The following is a 20019-nucleotide window of genomic DNA, read 5'->3' as shown; positions in this document are numbered from 1 at the left end:
TCAGGCCTTCGACGCCCCGCCCGCGCGCCCGCGCAGGTTGTAGGTCTTCTTGCTGCCCACGTGCTTGCGGATGAGCGACTCGGCGCGCTCGCCGTCGCGCTGCATCAGCGCCTGCACGAAGGCCTCGTGGTCGGCCACCGCCGCCGTCCATTCGTCGATATCGAAATTCGACTTGTAGCGCAGCGCCTGCACCTGCAGGTTCAGCCGGTCATAGGAATGGGTCAGCGCCGGATTGTGCGCGGCCCGGTTGATGGCGATGTGCGTGCCCATGCTGGCCGCGAAATACGCCCGTATGTCGCGCTGCTCGTAGCCCTGGCGCATCTGCGCATGCAATTGCGCGATCTGCGCCAGCTCCGCGTCGGTCGCCCGCTCAGCGGCGCTGCGCACCGCCAGCCCCTCCAGCACCGACAGCACGTCGAAAATGTTCTCGATGTCGTCGGCCGACAACTCGATCACCATCGCGCCCCGCTTGGGCTGCAGGCTCACCAGGCCGTCCGAGGCCAGCATGCGGTAGGCCTCGCGCAGCGGCGTGCGCGAGATCTTCAGCTGGTCGCACAGGTCGCGCTCGTTCAGCCAGGTGCCCGGCTTGAAGGTGCCGTCGATGATGAGTTGCCGCAGTTTCTCGGCCACCACGGCCGGCAGCGTGGGGTGATGGATGGCCAAATCGGGGACGGACTGATCCAGAACTTCAGGGTTACCCATGAGTTGTTCGCACTCGCTAATTCGACTATTTTTGTATCTGGTATACCAAACACCAGCGGCATACCAACCTGACCCCATCATAGAGCAAGCAACAAGCGGGCAGGCTTACAACCACCAAAGGAGACCCACATGCACAAGCACGCTCGCGCCTGGGCAGGCGCCCTGGCGCTGACCACCAGCCTGGCCGCCGCCAGCCCAGCCCTGGCGCAGGACGCTTCCAAATGGCCGGAACGGCCGGTACGCCTGATCGTCGGTTTCGTGCCTGGCGGCGGCACCGACGTCTCGGCCCGCATCCTGTCGGCACGCCTGTCCGCCCTGCTCGGCCAGCAGGTCGTGGTCGAGAACAAGCCCGGCGCTTCGGGCCTGATCGCGGCCGATTTCGTGTCCAAGGCCGATCCGGACGGCTACACCCTGCTGCTCGCCAACATGCAGTCCACCGTCGCCGCGCCCTACGTGGTGCAGTCCAACGTCGACCCGATCAAGGACTTCACGCCGGTGCGCTACATCGGCTCGGTGCCCAACGTGCTGGTGGTGAATCCGGCCAAGCACAGCTACGCCAGCGTGCAGAACCTGGTCGACGACGCCCGCGCCAAGCCCAAGCAACTGACCTACGCCTCCTCCGGCATGGGCAGCCCGCAGCACCTGAGCGCGGCGCGCTTCTCGCAGATCGCGGGCGTGAGCATGGAGCACGTGCCCTACAAGGGCAGCGGCCAGGCCATGACCGACCTGCTGGGCGGCAGCGTGGACATGAACTTCGACACCCTGCCCGGCGCCATCAACCAGATCCAGGCCGGCAAGCTGCGCCCGCTGGCCGTGACCAGCACCGAGCGCAGCAAGCGCCTGCCGGACGTGCCGACGCTGGCCGAGTCCGGCATCAAGGGCCTGGACATCGTGCAGTGGTACGCGGTGCTGGCCCCCGCCAAGCTGCCCAAGCCGGTGCTGGACAAGCTTGACCAGGCCCTGAGCCAGACGCTGGCCGACCCCGACATCAAGGCCAAGCTGGCCGACCAGGGCATGGAACTGGGCGGCGGCCCGGCCAATCCCGCAGCCTTCGCCAGCTATGTGCAGGATGAATGGAGCAAGTACGGCAAGCTCACCGCCAGCCTGGGCCTGACCAAGCAGTAAATCCGCGGCAACCCGGCGGGGGCGCGCCCCCGCCCAAGCAAAGGAATCCCATGAGCGCTACCCCTGAATCCGACGCCACCCCCATCCTGCGCCAGCGCGAAGGCGACATCGTCACCGTGGTGCTGAACCGCCCGGAAAAGCTCAACGCCTTCACCATCGACAGCTGGCGCCTGCTGGGCGACACCTTCCTGGAGCTGGACGCCGATGACAGCGTGCGCTGCGTGCTGCTGCGCGGCGCGGGCGAGAAGGCCTTTTCCCCGGGCAACGACATCAGCGAATTCGAGACCGCGCGCAGCAACAAGCGGCAGGCCATCGAATACGGCGCCGTGATGCGCCGGACCATAGAGGCCATCGCCAACTGCCGCCATCCGGTGGTGGCGCAGATACATGGCATCTGCGTGGGCGGCGGCATGGAGATCGCCAGCCTCGCCGACATCCGCATCTGCGGCGAAAGCTCGCGCTTCGGCGTGCCCATCAAGAACCTGGGCCTGGTGATGTCGTACTCGGAACTGGCGCCACTGGTGCGCCTGGTCGGCCCGTCCGCCGCGTTGCAGGTGCTGCTGGAAGGCACCATCTTCGACGCGCGCGAGGCCCTGCGCCTGGGCGTGGTCACGCGCGTGGCGCCCGACGACCAAGTCGCCGCGCAAGCCCAGGCCGCCGCCCGCCGCATCGCCGACGGCGCGCCGCTGGTGGCGCGCTGGCACAAGAAATTCGTCCGCAACCTGGTGAGCGGCAAGACGCTGACCGACGCCGATCGCGACGAAGCCTTCGACTGCTTCGACACCGAGGACTTCCGCACGGGCTACCAGGCGTTCCTGGCCAAGGCCAAGCCGCAATTCAATGCCCGCTGAACGCAGCGCAAGGAGGATTCATGCATAACGATACCCAGCGCGATGGGCAGTCCAACAACCCGTCCGATAAGCAGCCCGAAACCCCACGCCCGGCCGGCGCGCTGGCCGGCATGCGCGTGATCGAGCTGTCGCAGATCATGGCCGGGCCGACCTGCGGCATGATGCTGGCCGACATGGGCGCCGACGTCATCAAGGTCGAGAAGATCGACGGCGGCGACGATTCGCGCCAATACCGCGACCCGCAGATCAACGGCATCTCGGCGCCCTATCTCATGCTCAACCGCAACAAGCGCGCCATCGCGCTGGACTTGAAGCACCCCGAGGGCAAGAAGGTCCTGCTGCGCATGATCCGCGATGCCGACGTGGTGACAGAGAACTTCCGCAAAGGCACGATGGAAAAGCTGGGCCTGGGCTACGACAGGCTGCGCCAGGAGAACCCCGGCCTGATCTATTGCGCGGTGTCGGGCTACGGCACCACCGGCCCCTACGCCGACAAGGGCGGCTTCGACCTGGTGGCGCAGGGCTTTTCCGGCCTGATGGCGATCACCGGCGAACCCGGCGGCCCGCCCCTGCGCACCGGCAATTCCGTGGCGGACATCAACGCCGGCCTGCTGGCGGCATTCGGCGTGCTGGCGGCCTATCAGCACAAGCAGCGCACCGGCGAAGGCCAGATCGTGGAAACGTCCCTGCTGGAAGCCAGCCTGCAGCAGTTGTACTGGCACGCCGCGATCTATTTCGGCAGCGGCGTGTCGCCCGGCCCCACGGGCTCGGCGCACGTGCTGAGCGCGCCCTACCAGGCCTTCCCCACGGCCACCGACTGGATCATCATCGGCGGCGCCAACGAGAAGAACTGGCAGCGCATCGCGCAGGCGCTGGGCAAGCCGGAGTGGGCCGAGGATCCCCGCTACGCGCGCAACCGCGACCGCATGCAGAACCGCGATCAGCTGGTGGAGGAGATGTCCGCCATCCTCAAGACCCGCAGCGCAGAGGAATGGCTGGACGTGTTCGATGCCGCCGGCGTGCCTGCGGGGCCGGTGCATTCCATCGCGCAGGCGCTGTCGCACCCGCAGACGATTGCACGCGGCATGGTGGTGGAACAGGACCATCCCGTCGCGGGCAAGGTGCGCACGGTGGGCATGCCGGTGAAGCTGTCGGCCACGCCCGCGCACTACCACCGCGCGGCGCCCAGGCTGGGCGAAGACACCATCGCGATCCTGGGAGAGTTCGGCTACGGTGCTGCGGAAATCGACGCGCTGATCGAGGCAGGCGTGGTCACGGCCGTGGACCGCGAACGCGCGCCGGCTTAGAACGTTTTTGGCGGGACCGGTGAGGCAGGGTTCTTAAGCCGCCGGCATCCGAACTGCAGGATTCCGATGCTCGCCCCGGTGGGGGTGCGCTTCGGATCCCTCCGCTCGGCCACCGGCTCACGGCATCTGCCCATGAACGCGGTCCGAAACCAACGCATCAGGCGACTGTCAGCCGAGGACCCCGGAGTCATCCGAAGCGCAGCCCCATTGGGGCGAGCATCGGAATGACGCAGGGCAGCCTCGGCGTCTAAAGAACCCTGACATCCGCAAGCTCGAAGCCCGGCGGGACCGGTGAAGCAGAGTTCTTGAGCCGCCAGCGTCCGAACTGCGGGATTCCGATGCTCGCCCCGGTGGGGCTGCGCTTCGGATCCCTCCGTTCGGCCACCGGCTCACAGCGGCTGCCCATGAACGGGGCCCAAAACCAACGCATTCGGCGACTGTCAGCCGAGGACCCCGGAGTCATCCGAAGCGCAGCCCCACCGGGGCGAGCATCGGAATGACGCAGGGCAGCCTCGGCGTCTAAAGAACCCTGACATCCGCAAGCTCGAAGCCCGGCGGGACCGGTGAAGCAGGGTTCTTGAGCCGCCAGCGTCCGAACTGCGGGATTCCGATGCTCGCCCCGGTGGGGCTGCGCTTCGGATCCCTCCGCTCGGCCACCGGCTCACAGCGGCTGCCCATGAACGGGGCCCAAAACCAACGCATTAGGTGACTGTCAGCCGAGGACCCCGGAGTCATCCGAAGCGCAGCCCCACCGGGGCGAGCATCGGAATGACGCAGGGCAGCCTCGGCGCCTGAAGAACCCCGACCTCCGCAAGCTCAAAACCCGGCGCGACCGATGAGGCAGAGTTCCTGAGCCGCCGGAATCTAAACTGCGGGACTCCGACCACGCCCTACTCGGACTCGCCCAGATAGGCCGCGCGCACCTTGGGATCATGCAGCATATCCCCGGCGGGACCAGACAGGATGATCTCGCCCGATTCCATCACGTAGCCGCGATGGCTGTTTTCCAGCGCCAGGCGCGCGTTCTGTTCGATCAGCAGGATGGTCACGCCTTCGCTGGCGATGGTGCGCACCACCTCGAAGACCTTTTCCACCATCAGCGGCGCCAGGCCCATCGAAGGCTCGTCCAGCAGCAACAGCTTGGGACGCGCGATCATCGCGCGGCCCATCGCTACCATCTGCTGTTCGCCCCCAGACAGCGTGCCGGCCGCCTGCTTGCGGCGTTCGGCCAGGCGCGGGAACAAGGTGAAGACGCGGTCGGTGTCCTGGCGGATCTGCGCCGCGTCGCGCCGGATGTAGGCGCCCATCGCCAGGTTTTCCTCGATGGTGAGCTGGCCGAAGATGCCCCGGCCCTCCGGCACCATGACCAGGCCGCGACGCACCAGTTCATGCGACTTCTGGCCGCCGACGGACTGGCCCTCGTAGACCACTTCGCCGCCCGCCAGCGGCACCAGTCCGCAGATGGCGCGCAACGTGGTGCTCTTGCCGGCGCCGTTGGCGCCGATCAGGCAGACCAGCTCGCCCTGGTCCACGCGCAGGTCGATGCCGCGCACGGCGCGGATGCCACCGTATGAGACCTGCAGGCCCCGCAATTCAAGTAGGGGATGAGATGCTGCCGTCATGCCGGGCGCTCCTGATGAATCTGCGGATCCTGCGCGGCGCCGGCGCCCAGATACGCTTCGATGACCTTGGGATCGCGCTGCACCTGGGCGGGTTTGCCCATGGCCAGCACCTTGCCGTATTCGAGCACCAGCACGCGGTCGCACAGGCCCATGACGAGCTTCATGTCATGCTCGATGAGCAGCACGGTGACACCGTCCGCGCGGATCTTCTCGACCAGCTTGCGCAGCACCACGGTTTCGGATGCGTTCATGCCGGCCGCCGGCTCGTCCAGCGCCAGTAGCTTGGGATCGGTGGCCAGGGCGCGCGCGATCTCCAGCCGCCGCTGGTCGCCGTAAGGCAGCGAGCGCGCGACGTCGTTGGCGCGATGGCCGATGCCGACGTAGTCCAGCAGCTCCTGGGCACGCGCTTCGATCGCAGCCTCTTCGGCACGCGTGGCGCGCGTGCGCAGCACGGCGCCGAACACGCCCGCCTTGGTGCGCATGTGGCGGCCGATCATGACGTTCTCGATGGCGCTCAGGTTGGCGAACAGGCGGATGTTCTGGAAGGTGCGCGCCAGGCCGGCAAAGGCGACTTCATGCGGCTTCTTGCCGGACATGGACTCGCCGTTGAAGGTGCAGCTGCCCTCTTCCGGGATGTACAGGCCGGTCAGCACGTTGAACAGCGTAGTCTTGCCCGCGCCGTTGGGACCGATCAGACCGTAGATCTCGCCCTGCTCGATATCGAAGCTGACGTCCGACAGCGCTTGAAGGCCGCCGAAACGCTTGCCCAGTCCCTGGGCTTGCAGCAGTTTGCTCATGCCGCGCCTCCCTGAGTCTTGGTCGCGAGTTCGCGCTTGCGCACCGCCGACGGCCACAGGCCGGCCGGACGGAACAGCATCACGCACACCATGGCCAAGCCGAACAGCAGCATGCGTATGCCTTCGGGATCCAGCACCACGGCGCCGAACACCATCTGCTGCACGGGCTCGACCACGGCGCGCAGGAATTCCGGCAGCGCGGCCAGGATCAGGGCGCCCAGGATCACGCCAGGGATGTGGCCCATGCCGCCCAGCACCACCATGCACAGGATGGAAATGGACTCCATCAGCGAGAAGCTCTCGGGGCTGACGAAGCCCTGCATCGACGCGAACAGCGCGCCCGCCACGCCGCCGAAGGAAGCACCCATCGCGAACGCCAGCAGCTTGATGTTGCGAGTGTTGATGCCCATGGCCTTGGCGGCGATCTCGTCTTCGCGGATCGCTTCCCAGGCGCGGCCGATGCGCGAGTTCTGCAGGCGCACGCACACCAGCACGATGATCAGCGTCAGCGCCAGCAGCAGGTAGTAGTACTTCTCCGGGCCGGTCACGCGCAGGCCCAGCAGGCTTTCCGTGCGGCCAAAGGCGAACTCGCCCACCTTGAAGGTATCGATGCGGTTGATGCCCTGCGGCCCGTTGGTGATATTGACCGGCGCGTTCAGGTTGTTCAGGAAGATGCGGATGATCTCGCCGAAGCCCAATGTCACGATGGCCAGGTAGTCCCCTCGAAGCTTGAGCGTGGGCGCGCCCAGCAGCACGCCGAACAGGCAGGCCACCGCCAGCGCGATCGGCAGGATCGCCCAGAACGGCAGGTGCAGGCCGAAATGCGGCGAGGCCAGCAACGCCCAGGTATAGGCGCCCACGGCGTAGAACGCGATGTAGCCCAGGTCCAGCAGACCGGCAAAGCCCACCACGATGTTCAGGCCCAGCGACAGCATCACATAGAGCAAGGCGAAGTTCAGGATGCGCACCCAGCTCTGCCCGGCCATGCCGATCACGAAGGGCAGCACCGCCAGCACCACGCCGATCAGCGCGATGCCGATCAGGTTGCGGGTGGTGAACCCGCTGCTTTTCAGGTTTGCGCTCATGCCCGGTCTCCCACGCGTTCGCCCAGCAGGCCCGACGGACGGAAGATCAGCACCAGCACCAGCACGAAGAAGGCGAACACGTCCTGATAATGGCTGCCGAGGAAGCCGCCGGTCAGGTCGCCGATGTAGCCCGCGCCCAGCGATTCGATGATGCCCAGCAGCAGGCCGCCCGCCATGGCGCCGACCAGGTTGCCGATGCCGCCCAGCACCGCGGCCGTGAAAGCCTTCAGGCCCAGCATGAAGCCCATGGTGTACTGCGACACGCCGTAATAGGTGGCGACCATCATGCCGGCCACGGCGGCCAGCGCCGAGCCGATCAGGAAGGCCGCCGAAATGACAGTGTTGATGTTCACGCCCATCAGCCCGGCCACTTCACGGTTCTGCGCGGTCGCGCGCATCGCCGTGCCCAGGCGGGTCTTGTGCACCACGGCCAGCAGGCCGCCCATGATCAGCGCCGCGATCACCACGATGGCGATCTGCAGCGAGCTCATGCGCGCGCCCGCGATCTCGAACACCTGCGGCGACAGCACCTGCGGGAAGTTCAGGTAATTGCGGCCCCAGGCCATCATGGCCACGTTCTGCAGGATGATGGACACGCCGATGGCGGTGATCAGGGCAGCCAGGCGCGGCGCGCGGCGCAGCGGCCGGTAGGCCACGCGCTCGGCGGTCCAGCCCACCGCCATGCACAGCGGCACGGACACCAGCAGGCCCACGCCCAGCACCACGAAGGCGGACGTGGAGGGGTCGCCGCCGACCAGCGAAATCGCGATGGTGGTGGCCGCCATGGCGCCGATCATGACGACGTCGCCATGGGCGAAGTTGATCAGCCCGATGATGCCGTACACCATGGTGTAGCCGAGGGCGACCAGGGCGTACACGCTGCCTAGCGTGACGCCGTTAATCAGTTGTTGAATGAAGATATCCATAGGGGCCGCGGAATAAGCCTGGAAAAATCGCGCGGACCGCGCGGTAGCGGCTCTGGGGCCTGCCACGGCGCCGCGCGCTGCGCGCCTGGCGGCGCGTACGCTGCGATGCGGGTGGAACGCGGCGCGCGGCCGCCGTTCCGCCCGGGTTCAGCGGCCTTAGTTGGCCTGGCTGACCATCGTCTCGACCATCTCCCACTTGCCGTTCTTGACTTCGTAGATGGTGACCGAGATTTCCTTCAGATCGCCGTTGGCGTCATAGGAGATGTGCTCGCTGGTCGCGCCCTTGCGGTTCAGCTTGGCCAGCGCCGGCAGGTACTTCTCGGGCTTGGCCGAGCCAGCCTGCTCGATGGCGGCGATCATGTTCCAGGCGCCGTCGTAGGCGTAGGGAGCATAGACGCCGGGGGCCTTCTTGAAGCGGGCCTGGTAGCGTTGCTCGAAGTCCTTGCCCGCGGCCATCTTGTCCAGCGGCACGCCGGCCAGCGACGCGTAGGTGCCGTCGGCGGCGTCGCCGGCCAGCTTGATGAAGGTGTCGCTGCGGGTCATTTCGCCCGAGACCAGCGGCGCCTTCAGGCCCAGGGTGGCCAGCTGGCGCTTCATGGGACCGGATTGCGCGTCCAGGCCGCCGTAGAAGATGGCGTCGGGCGCGGCGCCCTTGATGTTGGTCAGGATCGCGGTGAAGTCGTTGGCCTTGTCGGTGGTGTACTCGCGGCGCACGACCTGGCCGCCAGCCGCCTTGACCGCCTTCTCGACCTCGTCGGCCAGGCCCTGGCCGTAGGCGGTGCGGTCATCGATGATCGCGACCTTCTTGGCCTTCAGGTTTTCCACCATGAACTTGCCCACGGCGGCGCCCTGCTGGGTGTCGCTGGTCATCATGCGGAAGGTGGTTTCGTAGCCCTGCTTGGTGTATTCGGGCGAGGTCGCCATGGCGATCTGCGGCAGACCGGCCTCATGGTAGACGCGCGAAGCGGGAATGGTGGTGCCGGAGTTGAAGTGGCCCAGGATGCCGACTACGTTCTGATCGACCAGCTGCTGCGCGACCTGCACGCCAACGCGGGGGTCGGCCTGGTCATCGCGCGACACCAGCACGAACTTGGCGGTTTCGCCGTCGACCTTGATGCCCTTTTTGTTGGCTTCTTCCAGGGCCAGGTTGAGGCCGTTCTGCATGTCCTCGCCGTAGTGCGATTGCGGGCCGGTGAGCGGCGCGGCAAAACCGAACTTGACGTCGGCGGCCTGCGCGGAGGCGGCCATGCCGGCGGCGGCGATGCTGGCGGCGAGAAGCTTCAAAGTGGTGCGGAACTTCATGGGTATCCTCCGGATGTCGGACTTAAGACCTTGTTATACCTGAGCTTTTAGCCAGGCTTTTGGTTTTTCACTACTGCAGGCCCGATGTAGCGGGAGCCTGCGCATGCATGCATGTTCTGCAGAATCCGGAAGCCGGGTTGCGACTTCCGAATTTGAGGTGCGACCGGATTTTGCTTCCAGTGCAACCCTGGCCGATATTGGAGATAACCCTTGGATAACCAAGGGTTGCCCGCAAGCGCCCTCAACCTATGGTCATCAGGCTGGCGTTACCGCCCGCCGCCGCCGTGTTGACGCTGATGGAACGCTCCGTCAGCAGGCGTTCCGGCACGTAGCCGGCGCCCGCGGCGATCGCGTCGGAAGTCAGACCATGTACCGACAGGATGGCGCCGGGACGCTGGGCGATGCGCTGGTTCAGCGCCTGCAGCGCGTCCCCGTCGCCCTCGAACAGCACGGCCTGGTAGTCGGCCTGGTCGACCTCGTCATCGGCCAGGATGCCGGCCTGGTCCTGCTGGCCCGCGTCCAGCGAGGCCAGCAGCGCCTGCGCCGCCGGCGTATCGGCGAACCAGGCATGGTTGCCGGTCAGCCTGGCGACGGACCACTGCGCCCGCGCGCCGGCCTCGGTGGCCGCCACGCAATAGACCGCGCCGCGCGGCTCGACCATATAGGTATTGGTCTCGCCCGTCGGGCCCGGCAGCGCGATGCGCTGCGGCAGCGGCGCCGCCGCGTCCAGCGCCGGCGGCAGGCCCGCCGGACGCGTGCCCAGCAGGCGGTACATGTACAGCGGGCCGCCGGCCTTGGGGCCGGTGCCCGAGAGGCATTCGCCGCCGAAGGGTTGCACGCCCACCACCGCGCCCACGATATTGCGGTTGACGTAGACGTTGCCCGCGTGGACCTGGCCGGTCACGTGCGCGATGGTTTCGTCGATGCGGGTGTGCACGCCAAAGGTCAGGCCGTAGCCCGTGCCGTTGATGGCGTCAAGCAAGGCGTCGAGTTCGTCGCGCTTGTAGCGCACCACGTGCAGTACCGGGCCGAAGACTTCGCGCGTCAGCTCGCTGACGTGGTCGATCTCGATGATGGTCGGCGCGACGAAGGTGCCGTGGCGGCATTCGCCGTTGAGCTCCACCTGGTCCACGCGGTGGCCCGCGGTGCGCATCGACTCGATGTGCCGCTGGATGCCGTTGCGCGCTTCCGTGTCGATCACGGGACCCACGTCCACCGACAGGCGGTCCGGGTTCCCCACGCTCAGCTCGCGCATGGCGCCGCGCAGCATGGTCAGCACGTGATCGGCATTGTCTTCCTGCACGCACAGCACGCGCAGCGCGGAGCAGCGCTGGCCCGCCGAATCGAAGGCCGAGGTCAGCACGTCGAACACGACCTGCTCGGACAGGGCCGAGGAATCCACCACCATGGCGTTCTGGCCGCCGGTCTCGGCGATCAGCGGAATGGTGTGGCCGTCGTCGTCCAGGCGGTCCGCCAGCGTGCGCGCGATGATGCGCGCGACGTCGGTGGAGCCGGTGAACATCACGCCGCGCACGCCGGGATTGGCCACCAGTTGCGCACCCACGGTTTCGCCGCGGCCCGGCAGCAGCTGCACGGCGCCGGCGGGTACGCCGGCCGCGCGCAGGATGGCCACGGCCTGCGCCGCGATCAGCGGCGTCTGTTCGGCGGGCTTGGCCAGCACGGTATTGCCGGCGGCCAGCGCGGCCGCGATCTGGCCCGTGAAGATGGCCAGCGGGAAGTTCCAGGGGCTGATGCACAGCACGGTGCCCAGCGGGCGGTGCGTGTCGTTGCCGAATTCGGTTTCCGCCTGGTCGGCGTAATAGCGCAGGAAATCCACGGCCTCGCGCACTTCGGCGATGGCGTTGGGCAGGGACTTGCCGGCTTCGCGCACGATCAGGCCCAGCAGGGTCTGCATCTGCTCTTCCAGCAGTTGCGCGGCGCGGCGCAGGCATTGCGCGCGCTCGGCCACCGGCGTGGATTGCCAGATCGGCGCGGCATTGGCGGCGGCGCGCAAGGCGGCCTCGGCCTCGTCCGCCTGCGCCTCGATGACGTGGCCCACCACGTCGCGCAGATTGGCGGGGTTGCGGACCTCGATGGCGCGGGCGGCATCCCATGCCTCCTCGCCCTCGCCCAGCATGGGGCCGGCGCGCCACGGAATGGCGGCGCTGGCCAGCAGGGCCGCGGACAGCGAGCCCAGGCGATGCTCGTTGCTCAGGTCCAGGCCTGCGGAGTTGGCGCGCGCGCCCTCTTGCGGATCGCCATAGAGTTCGCGCGGCAGCGGGATCTTCTCGTGCGGCGCGCCCAGCGGCACGATGCGCGCGGCGGCCTCGACGGGATCGGCCACCAGTTGTTCGACCGGAATGGTCTCGTCGCCGATCAGGTTCACGAACGAGGTGTTGGCGCCGTTTTCCAGCAGGCGGCGCACCAGATACGCCAGCAGGGTTTCATGCGTGCCGACCGGCGCATAGATGCGGCAGGGACGGTTGAGCTTGCCTTGCGACAGCGAACCCACCACCTCGTCGTACAGCGGTTCGCCCATGCCGTGCAGGCATTGGAATTCGTACTGGCCGGGATAGTAGTTCTGCCCCGCCAGCTGATAGATTGCGGACAGGGTGTAGGCGTTGTGCGTGGCGAACTGCGGGAACACCGCCTCGGGCGCGCCCAGCAGCTTGCGGGCGCAGGCCAGGTAGGCCACATCGGTGTAAACCTTGCGCGTATAGACCGGATAGCCTTCCAGGCCGTCAACCTGGGCGCGCTTGATCTCGCTATCCCAGTAGGCGCCCTTGACCAGGCGCACCATCACGCGGTGGCGGCTGCGGCGGGCCAGGTCGATCACGTAGTCGATCACGAAAGGCGCGCGCTTCTGGTAGGCCTGGATGACGAAGCCGATGCCGTTCCAGCCGTCCAGCTCGGGCTCGAAACAGAGCGCCTCCAGCAGGTCCAGCGAGATCTCCAGGCGGTCGGCTTCTTCCGCGTCGATGTTCAGGCCGATGTCGTAGCTGCGCGCCAGCACGGTCAGCGCCTTCACGCGCGGCAGCAGCTCGGCCATCACGCGTTCGCGCTGGCCGCGCGAATAGCGCGGATGCAGCGCCGACAGCTTGATCGAAATGCCCGGGCCCTCATAGATGCCGCGGCCGGCAGCGGCCTTGCCGATGGCGTGGATGGCCTGCTCGTACGAGGCGTAATAGCGGTCGGCGTCCTCGGCCGTGGTCGCGGCCTCGCCCAGCATGTCGTAGGAATAGCGGAAGCCGCGGGCCTCCATCTTGCGGTTGTTGGCCAGCGCCTCGGAAATGGTCTGGCCCGACACGAACTGTTCGCCCATCATGCGCATGGCCATGTTCACGCCCTTGCGCACCAGCGGCTCGCCGCCCTTGCCGATCAGCCGGGTCAGCGCCTTGGACAGCGACTGCTCGCTGCTCACCGCCACCAGCTTGCCCGTGATCATCAGGCCCCAGGTGGCGGCGTTGACGAACAGGGATTGCGAGCCGCCCATGTGCGACTTCCAGTCGCCGCGGGCGACCTTGTCGCGGATCAGCGCGTCGCGCGTGGCGCGGTCCGGAATGCGCAACAGCGCCTCGGCCAGGCACATGAGCGCCACGCCTTCCTGGCTGGACAGCGAAAATTCCTGGATCAGGCCTTCGACCCCGCCGCCGCTGCGCTTGCCGCGCAGCTTCCGGACCAGGTCGGCGGCCATGGCGTGGATCTTTTCCAGATTGGGCATGCGGGCCTGGCCCAGCAGCAGCGGCACGCACTCGGGCTCGGGGCGCCGGTAGGCCGCGGTGATGGCCGCGCGCAGCACCGACTGCGGCTGCACGTCCTGGCCGAATTCGTAGAACGGCGGCGTGGGCGCCGCATGGCCCTCGCCCGCCTCGTCCTCGCCGCCCGCGTCCATGCCCAGGTGAGACATCTCGGCGGGCAGATGGCCGCGCTCGATCTTGTCCAGATAGGCAAGGATCGCCTGCTTGTGCAGCCAGTGCGGCGTGCAGTTGAGCTTTTGGGCGGCGGCCTTCAGCCGGTCGCGGAGCGCGTCGTCGACTTTAACGCCTAGGGTCGTGCTGGCCATAAGAGATTGCTTCCTGTCGCATGGCAAGGGTGTTACCGGGTCCGGACGGGACCCAGCATGGGTAGGACCGTATGCTAGACAGGTTGCAACCGCGTTTGCACTATGGTTAACCCTAGGTTAACCACTTGAGATCAGGCGGGATTTTGCCGGAACGGCCACTCAGTCCTTGAGGGCCGTGCAGCCCAGCATCTGGACCGAGGCCGATCCGGCCGGCGCCTGGCCGCGGATGGCCGAGGCCATGGCGCCCGCCAGGCTCACGACCGCCCGCTGCTGCGCGGCGATCAGCGCGGGCACGCCCTCTTCCGTCACCGGTTCCGTGACCACGCTGCGGCACAGCAGGCCGGAACCCTTCATGTTGACCGGGCGCACCCGCCAGGTCGCGTCCAGCTGGGCCTGGCGGCCCGATTCCAGCTCGAAACGCTGGACGTCGGTTTGCACTCGCCAGACTGCGGCGCCCGGGCCGGGCTTGACCAGCTGCACGTCCAGCGCCCCCAGATCCCGCTTCAACGCGTCCGACAAGGCGCCGCGCAGCTCGTCGCCCAGGGGCGAGCTCCAGCGCTCGGAATACAGGGCCGAGACGCTGCCGTCTCCGGTGCGCACCATCAGCTGCGGCTGATCGGCCTGTGTCGAGACATTGACCGGTTGCACCTCGATCAGGAAACTGGCCGGCGCGACGCCCGAGGCCGGGGCCTGCGCCGCGGGCCCTTGCAGGGTGTAGTAGTGCACCGGCGCGGACGTGCCGCAACCCGCCAACGCGGCAGCCAGCGCCAGCGACGAAAGAACCGGACGCAGGCGCGATGCCAGGCCGTCCCGGGCCTGCCGCGGCACGTCAACGGCGCGCTTGGGGGAAGAGTTCGCCAGTCGGGCGCAACGGAAGAGGCGTCTATTCATGGGTTCAGTTCCTGACAGGACCGGCGCCGGGGATCGGGTCTGGGCCGCGGCCGCGCAGCAAGGCCTCGGGATTGGATTGCAGGAAGTCGGCCAGGGCGCGCAGCGAACGCGCCGCGCGCGCCAGCTCCTGCATCGCCTTCTCGGCATTGACCGGCAGGGACGAATCGGAAGCCAGCAGCGCGTTGACCTGCGCCATCGATTCCTTGGCCTGCTTGAGCATGTTCTGGGCTTCGGGCGCGACCTGCTTGTCCAGGCGGTTCATCAGCTTGGAGGTGCTGGCCAGCGTGGTGCGCAGGTCCTCGCCGATCTTGTCGAACGGAATCTTCTCGACCTTGGCGACGATGTTGCTGATCTGCTGCTGCAACTGATCGAGATTGCCCGGCACCGTCGGAATCATGGGCGGGTCGGTCATCTGGAAATCGACCGGTTTGGCATGCGGGAAGTCGTCCAGCGCCACGTAGAGCTGGCCGGTCAGCAGATTGGACGTGCGCAGCTGCGCACGCAGGCCGTGCTTGATCATGGCGGCCAGCAGACGGTTGCCAGCGACGTCGCCCTCCTTGGCGGCGCGCTCGCGCACCTCTTCGAACACCCGGCCCAGACGCTCCGGATACAGCGTGGCATCCACCAGCGCATAGAAGCGCTTGGCGACCGGATCGAAGTCCATGTTGATCTGCGTGACGTTGCCCAGCGTGATGCCGCTGAAGTCAACCGGAGCGCCTACCGCCAGGCCGCGGATGGACTGGTCGAAACGCATGCGGATCGGATTGGCCTCGCCGTCCGGGTTGGCCTTGGCGGCCGCTTCGGTCGGGTAGAGGTCGAACTGGGCGTCAGCCTGCGCCTGTTTGCTCGAATCGCGCGCGGTCAGGACCGGTTCGAACGCAACGCCCCCCACCGCCATCGAGACCAGCGACTGGGTGCGCACCTTGAGCCCATCCGCATTGACGCTGAAGTCCACGCCGCTGGCATTCCAGAAACGCGATCCCTGAGTCACGAACTTGTCGTTGGGCGCGTCCACGAACACCTCGACGTTCACGGCCTTGCCGGTCTCGTCGAGCGCGTAGCCGATCACGCGGCCCACATTGATGCGGCGGAAGTACACCGGCGAACCGATGTCCAGCGATCCCAGGTCGGACGCCTTGAGCTTGAAGCGCTTGCCGGCGCGGTCGTGCGTGACCGCGGGCGGGACTTCCAGGCCCTCGAAATGCAGCTTGGTGGCCTTGTTGACGCCGTTCTTGCCTTCCACCGCGTCCACGCCGATATAGGCGCCCGACAGCAGCGTGCCCAGCCCGGACACGCCGCTCACGTCCAGGCGCGGCCGCACCACCCAGAAGTTGGTGCCTTCGCGCGCCAGGTCCGAAACGTCCTTGGACAGTTCCGCCTGCACCACCACCTTGCTGCGGTCATCGTTGAAGCCGATGGCCCGCACCGTGCCGATGGTGACGTCCTTGTAGCGCAGCTGGGTCTTGCCGACTTCCAGCCCTTCGGCGGTGTTGAACGAAATGGAGATGTCCGGTCCGGCCTGCATCCAGGTCCGGATGACCAGCGACAGCCCCATCAGGGCCGCGACGATGGGCACCAGCCAGATCCACGAAATCCGGCTTTTCTCCTTGCGCGAGATGACCGGTGACGCGAACTTCTCTTCACCGGATCCGGGTGCTTGCTCGGACATCTACTCTTCCTTAATTCGTGGACGGGAGCCGCGGCGCTCCCTAGCCCATTTACTTGCCGGCGGCGGGCGCCGGCTCGTGCCGGCCGTCAACCTGCGCCGATTCTATTTCACTTTGTTCTTCAAGGTCCCAGCTGCGGCGCAGGTCGAAACTCATGGCCGACAGCATGGTCAGGATCACGACCACGCCGAAGGCCGCCGCGCCCGCTCCGGCGCTGATCTCCATCAAGCCCTGGAAATCCGCCAGCGCCGCCAGCAATATAACGACAAAAACATCCAGCATCGACCACTGGCCGATGAACTCAACCATTTGATACAAGCGCGTCCGCGGACGCAGGTTGGTGGTGCTGCGCCACTGTTCGGTCAGCAGCAGCAGGATCAGCGCAAGCAGCTTGGTCAGCGGCACGGCCACGCTGGCGATGAAGACGATCAGCGCGATGTCCCAGGAACCCATGTCCCAGAGCTCGACCACGCCGCCCAGGATGGTGTGGGCGCTGTTGCCCAAGACCGAATTGACCTGCATCACCGGCAGCACGTTGGCGGGGATGTAGAACACCACGGCCGCCAGCAGCAGCGCCCAGGTGCGGGCCAGATGGTCCGGCTTGCGGTAATGCACCAGCGCATCGCAGCGCACGCAGTGGTGCTCTTCTTCAGGATCGGCGTCGCGCGGCAGCGCCTGCACCTGACCGCAAACATGGCAGCCGGTAAGCACCGTATCGGGCGAGGTTTGCGGTACGTGCACCGGCACCACACCCACGGTTTCCGCATAGCGCCACAGCACGTGCGGCGACAGGCGGCCCAGCATGGTCAGCAGGACGGTCAGCGCGCCGAATGCGGCCAGCCCGACGCCCGGGGACACCGCCGCCATGCCGGCCAGCTTCACCACCGCCACCAGCACGCCCAGCAGGAACACGGGAATCATGCACCAGGGCCGCAACACGCCCAGCAAGCGCATCGCAGTGCGAAAGCCCGCGGGCTCACGACCGCGGGACAATAGGCCCAGCACCCACAGCAGCACGGTCAGCTGCAGCATCGGCAGCGCGAAACCCGCAGCGCCCGTCATCAGGGCGACGACCCAGTGGTCCTGGCGCCAGGTAATGGAAACGGCGTCCAGCAATGATGCCTGCTGCGTCATGCCCTGCACGGACATGGAGGCGACAGGATAGGCGTTCGCGACCCCGAACACGATCAGGGCGGCGATGGCGAGCGCCAACCAATTGGACAAAGTAAGCCCGCTGTAACGCCACAAGATGGCGCCGCAGCGGGCGCAATTGGCGGTCTCGCCAGGTTCAAGCTGATGCCGGCGATAGATGCTTGCGCAGTGTTCGCACTCGATCAGCGGCTGGCGGTCCGCGGTCATTGAGAACCCTAGTCGACCAATTCGACTTCCTGCTTGTCAGGAGCATCCGACGAGGGCGGCTTGCCGTTCTCGTCGAAGTCCAGCTTGACCTTGCCTTCCTCGTCCAGATCCACCGTGACCGTGCCGCCGTCGACCAGCTTGCCGAACAGCAGCTCGTCGGCCAGCGCGCGCCGGATGGTGTCCTGGATGAGGCGCTGCATGGGGCGTGCGCCCATCAGCGGATCGAACCCTTCCTTGGCGAGATGCTCGCGCAGACCCGTGGTGAAGATGGCTTCCACGCGCCGCTCGTGCAATTGGTCTTCCAGCTGCATGAGGAACTTGTCCACCACGCGCAGGATGATTTCGCGGTCCAGCGGCGCAAACGGGATGATCGCATCCAGCCGGTTGCGGAACTCGGGTGTGAACATGCGGCGGATTTCCGCCATTTCGTCGCCCACCACGCGCGAATTCGCGAAACCGATGGACGGACGGTTCAAGGTTTCGGCGCCCGCGTTGGTCGTCATGATGAGGATGACGTTGCGGAAGTCCGCCTTACGGCCGTTGTTGTCGGTCAGCGTGCCGTGGTCCATGACCTGCAGCAGGATGTTGAACACGTCCGGGTGCGCCTTTTCGATTTCATCGAGCAGCAGCACGCAGTGCGGCTGCTTGGTGATGGCTTCCGTCAGCAGGCCGCCCTGGTCGAAGCCGACATAGCCCGGAGGCGCGCCGATCAGGCGCGACACCGCATGGCGCTCCATGTATTCGGACATATCGAAACGCAGCAGCTCCACGCCCAGCGTGAAGGCCAGCTGGCGCGCGACCTCGGTCTTGCCCACGCCGGTGGGGCCCGAGAACAGGAAGGCGCCGATCGGCTTTTCCGGCTTGCCCAGACCCGAGCGCGCCATCTTGATGGCGGCGGACAGGGCCTCGATGGCATTGTCCTGGCCGAAGACCACGGTCTTCAGGTCGCGGTCCAGCGTCGCGAGCTTGCTGCGGTCGTCGTTGGAGACGGACTGCGGCGGAATGCGCGCGATCTTGGACACGATGTTTTCGATGTCCACCTTGCCGATCACCTTCTTCTGGCGCGAACGCGGCAGCAGGCGCTGTGCGGCGCCGGCCTCGTCGATCACGTCGATGGCCTTGTCCGGCAAGTGGCGGTCGTTGATGAAGCGCGCCGACAGTTCGGCGGCGGCCGACAGCGCAGCGGCCGAATAGCGCACGCTGTGGTGTTCCTCGAAGCGGCTCTTCAGGCCGCGCAGGATCTGCACGGTCTGCTCGACGCTGGGTTCGGCCACGTCGATCTTCTGGAAGCGGCGCGACAGCGCGTGGTCCTTTTCAAAGACGCCGCGGTATTCGGTGTAGGTGGTGGCGCCGATGCACTTGAGCTGGCCCGAAGACAGGGCCGGCTTCAGCAGATTGGAGGCGTCCAGCGTGCCGCCCGACGCCGAACCGGCGCCGATCAGCGTATGGATTTCGTCGATGAACAGAATGGCGTCCGGATTGCCTCGGATCTGCTTGAGCACACCCTTCAGGCGCTGCTCGAAGTCGCCGCGGTACTTGGTGCCGGCCAGCAAGGCGCCCATGTCCAACGAATAGACCTGGGCGGCCTGCAGGATTTCAGGCACTTCGCCACGGGTGATGCGCCAGGCCAGGCCTTCGGCGATCGCCGTCTTGCCCACGCCGGCCTCTCCGACCAGCAAGGGATTGTTCTTGCGGCGGCGGCACAGCACCTGGATCACGCGCTCGACTTCGTGCTCGCGTCCGATGAGGGGATCGATGCGGCCCGCCAACGCGGCGGCGTTCAGGTCGGTGGCGTATTGGTCCAGCGGCGACTGACGCGAGTCGCCCTGTTCTTCGCCATTGGTCTGCTGCTCTTTCTGCACGGCGGCGGACTCCACCTGAGGCTGTTTGGTAATGCCATGCGACAGAAAATTGACAACGTCCAGCCGCGTCACGCCCTGCTGTTGCAGGTAGTACACAGCATGCGAATCCTTTTCGCCGAATATGGCCACGAGCACATTGGCGCCAGTTACCGGCTTCTTGCCGGTGCCGCCGGCGGACACGTGCATGATCGCGCGCTGGATCACGCGCTGGAATCCCAGTGTGGGTTGCGTGTCGACCTCGGCGCCGCTCGGGATCACCGGGGTGTTCTCCGAAACGAACTGGCGCAGGTTGCGCCGCAAGTCATCCAGATTGGCAGCGCAGGCGCGCAGCACTTCCACGGCCGATGCGTTGTCGAGCAACGCCAGCAGCAGATGCTCGACGGTAATAAATTCATGCCGGGCCGAACGGGCCTCGACGAAAGCCATATGCAGGCTGACTTCAAGCTCTTGAGAAATCACG

Annotated in this window: 14 protein-coding genes; 3 read left to right on the top strand and 11 right to left on the bottom strand. The window is 66.8% G+C overall.

Annotated elements, in window-relative coordinates; translation table 11 throughout:
- On the bottom strand, positions 1-702 hold the full coding sequence (locus tag HWY37_RS07525; RefSeq protein WP_176088260.1) for a GntR family transcriptional regulator: 702 nt from the start codon (positions 700-702) through the stop codon (positions 1-3).
- Between the two features lie 129 nt (positions 703-831).
- Between HWY37_RS07525 and HWY37_RS07520 the strand changes: the two genes are divergently transcribed.
- From HWY37_RS07520 to HWY37_RS07510, 3 genes are read left to right on the top strand one after another with little or no spacing between them, the layout of a single operon-like run.
- Positions 832-1827, top strand: a complete 996-nt coding sequence (locus tag HWY37_RS07520; RefSeq protein WP_175211563.1) for a Bug family tripartite tricarboxylate transporter substrate binding protein — start codon at positions 832-834, stop codon at positions 1825-1827.
- A gap of 50 nt (positions 1828-1877) precedes the next feature.
- The gene (locus tag HWY37_RS07515; protein WP_176088259.1) at positions 1878-2678 is read left to right on the top strand and encodes an enoyl-CoA hydratase/isomerase family protein; all 801 of its coding nucleotides are present in this window, start codon (positions 1878-1880) and stop codon (positions 2676-2678) included.
- A gap of 20 nt (positions 2679-2698) precedes the next feature.
- Complete coding sequence (locus HWY37_RS07510) at positions 2699-3985, top strand: CaiB/BaiF CoA transferase family protein (RefSeq protein WP_246302220.1); 1287 nt, start codon at positions 2699-2701, stop codon at positions 3983-3985.
- A gap of 890 nt (positions 3986-4875) precedes the next feature.
- Here HWY37_RS07510 and HWY37_RS07505 read toward each other — a convergent pair.
- The 10 genes from HWY37_RS07505 to clpA form a co-directional block, all read right to left on the bottom strand.
- A complete protein-coding gene (locus HWY37_RS07505) occupies positions 4876-5607 on the bottom strand; it encodes an ABC transporter ATP-binding protein (RefSeq protein ID WP_175211569.1) in 732 nt (243 codons plus the stop codon).
- Positions 5604-6404, bottom strand: coding sequence for an ABC transporter ATP-binding protein (locus HWY37_RS07500; RefSeq protein WP_175211571.1), 801 nt, complete (start codon positions 6402-6404; stop codon positions 5604-5606). Before HWY37_RS07500 ends, HWY37_RS07505 begins: the two co-directional genes overlap by 4 nt.
- Positions 6401-7489: an ABC transporter permease subunit gene (locus tag HWY37_RS07495; RefSeq protein ID WP_175211573.1), complete on the bottom strand. Its 1089-nt coding sequence runs from the start codon at positions 7487-7489 to the stop codon at positions 6401-6403. The genes HWY37_RS07500 and HWY37_RS07495 overlap by 4 nt, the downstream gene beginning before the upstream one ends.
- On the bottom strand, positions 7486-8337 hold the full coding sequence (locus HWY37_RS07490) for a branched-chain amino acid ABC transporter permease (RefSeq protein ID WP_373418134.1): 852 nt from the start codon (positions 8335-8337) through the stop codon (positions 7486-7488). Before HWY37_RS07490 ends, HWY37_RS07495 begins: the two co-directional genes overlap by 4 nt.
- Positions 8338-8571: 234 nt before the next feature.
- A complete protein-coding gene (locus tag HWY37_RS07485) occupies positions 8572-9717 on the bottom strand; it encodes a branched-chain amino acid ABC transporter substrate-binding protein (protein WP_175211577.1) in 1146 nt (381 codons plus the stop codon).
- A gap of 241 nt (positions 9718-9958) precedes the next feature.
- Entirely contained in the window at positions 9959-13780 is a 3822-nt protein-coding gene (gene putA, locus HWY37_RS07480) for a trifunctional transcriptional regulator/proline dehydrogenase/L-glutamate gamma-semialdehyde dehydrogenase (protein WP_176088258.1), read from the bottom strand.
- A 159-nt stretch (positions 13781-13939) separates the two neighbouring features.
- Positions 13940-14671: a PqiC family protein gene (locus HWY37_RS07475; RefSeq protein WP_373418112.1), complete on the bottom strand. Its 732-nt coding sequence runs from the start codon at positions 14669-14671 to the stop codon at positions 13940-13942.
- Positions 14672-14675: 4 nt separating this feature from the next.
- The gene (locus HWY37_RS07470) at positions 14676-16340 is read right to left on the bottom strand and encodes a PqiB family protein (RefSeq protein ID WP_175210956.1); all 1665 of its coding nucleotides are present in this window, start codon (positions 16338-16340) and stop codon (positions 14676-14678) included.
- Between the two features lie 49 nt (positions 16341-16389).
- The gene (locus HWY37_RS07465) at positions 16390-17697 is read right to left on the bottom strand and encodes a paraquat-inducible protein A (protein ID WP_176088257.1); all 1308 of its coding nucleotides are present in this window, start codon (positions 17695-17697) and stop codon (positions 16390-16392) included.
- Positions 17698-17705: 8 nt separating this feature from the next.
- Complete coding sequence (gene clpA / locus HWY37_RS07460; RefSeq protein ID WP_175210958.1) at positions 17706-20018, bottom strand: ATP-dependent Clp protease ATP-binding subunit ClpA; 2313 nt, start codon at positions 20016-20018, stop codon at positions 17706-17708.
- Position 20019: the final 1 nt, after the last annotated feature.

The sequence above is a fragment of the Achromobacter anxifer genome (genome assembly GCF_903652925.1).
Lineage (GTDB): Bacteria > Pseudomonadota > Gammaproteobacteria > Burkholderiales > Burkholderiaceae_B > Achromobacter > Achromobacter anxifer.
The sequence above is the reverse complement of the archived record's forward strand: the minus strand, read 5'-3'. Positions and strand labels throughout refer to the sequence as shown.

Coding starts and splice junctions, on each gene's coding strand:
- HWY37_RS07525 (WP_176088260.1), bottom strand. CDS start 702: ATGGGTAACCCTGAAGTTCTGGATCAGTCCGTCCCCGATTTGGCCATC.
- HWY37_RS07520 (WP_175211563.1), top strand. CDS start 832: ATGCACAAGCACGCTCGCGCCTGGGCAGGCGCCCTGGCGCTGACCACC.
- HWY37_RS07515 (WP_176088259.1), top strand. CDS start 1,878: ATGAGCGCTACCCCTGAATCCGACGCCACCCCCATCCTGCGCCAGCGC.
- HWY37_RS07510 (WP_246302220.1), top strand. CDS start 2,699: ATGCATAACGATACCCAGCGCGATGGGCAGTCCAACAACCCGTCCGAT.
- HWY37_RS07505 (WP_175211569.1), bottom strand. CDS start 5,607: ATGACGGCAGCATCTCATCCCCTACTTGAATTGCGGGGCCTGCAGGTC.
- HWY37_RS07500 (WP_175211571.1), bottom strand. CDS start 6,404: ATGAGCAAACTGCTGCAAGCCCAGGGACTGGGCAAGCGTTTCGGCGGC.
- HWY37_RS07495 (WP_175211573.1), bottom strand. CDS start 7,489: ATGAGCGCAAACCTGAAAAGCAGCGGGTTCACCACCCGCAACCTGATC.
- HWY37_RS07490 (WP_373418134.1), bottom strand. CDS start 8,337: ATGGTGTACGGCATCATCGGGCTGATCAACTTCGCCCATGGCGACGTC.
- HWY37_RS07485 (WP_175211577.1), bottom strand. CDS start 9,717: ATGAAGTTCCGCACCACTTTGAAGCTTCTCGCCGCCAGCATCGCCGCC.
- putA (WP_176088258.1), bottom strand. CDS start 13,780: ATGGCCAGCACGACCCTAGGCGTTAAAGTCGACGACGCGCTCCGCGAC.
- HWY37_RS07475 (WP_373418112.1), bottom strand. CDS start 14,671: ATGAATAGACGCCTCTTCCGTTGCGCCCGACTGGCGAACTCTTCCCCC.
- HWY37_RS07470 (WP_175210956.1), bottom strand. CDS start 16,340: ATGTCCGAGCAAGCACCCGGATCCGGTGAAGAGAAGTTCGCGTCACCG.
- HWY37_RS07465 (WP_176088257.1), bottom strand. CDS start 17,697: ATGACCGCGGACCGCCAGCCGCTGATCGAGTGCGAACACTGCGCAAGC.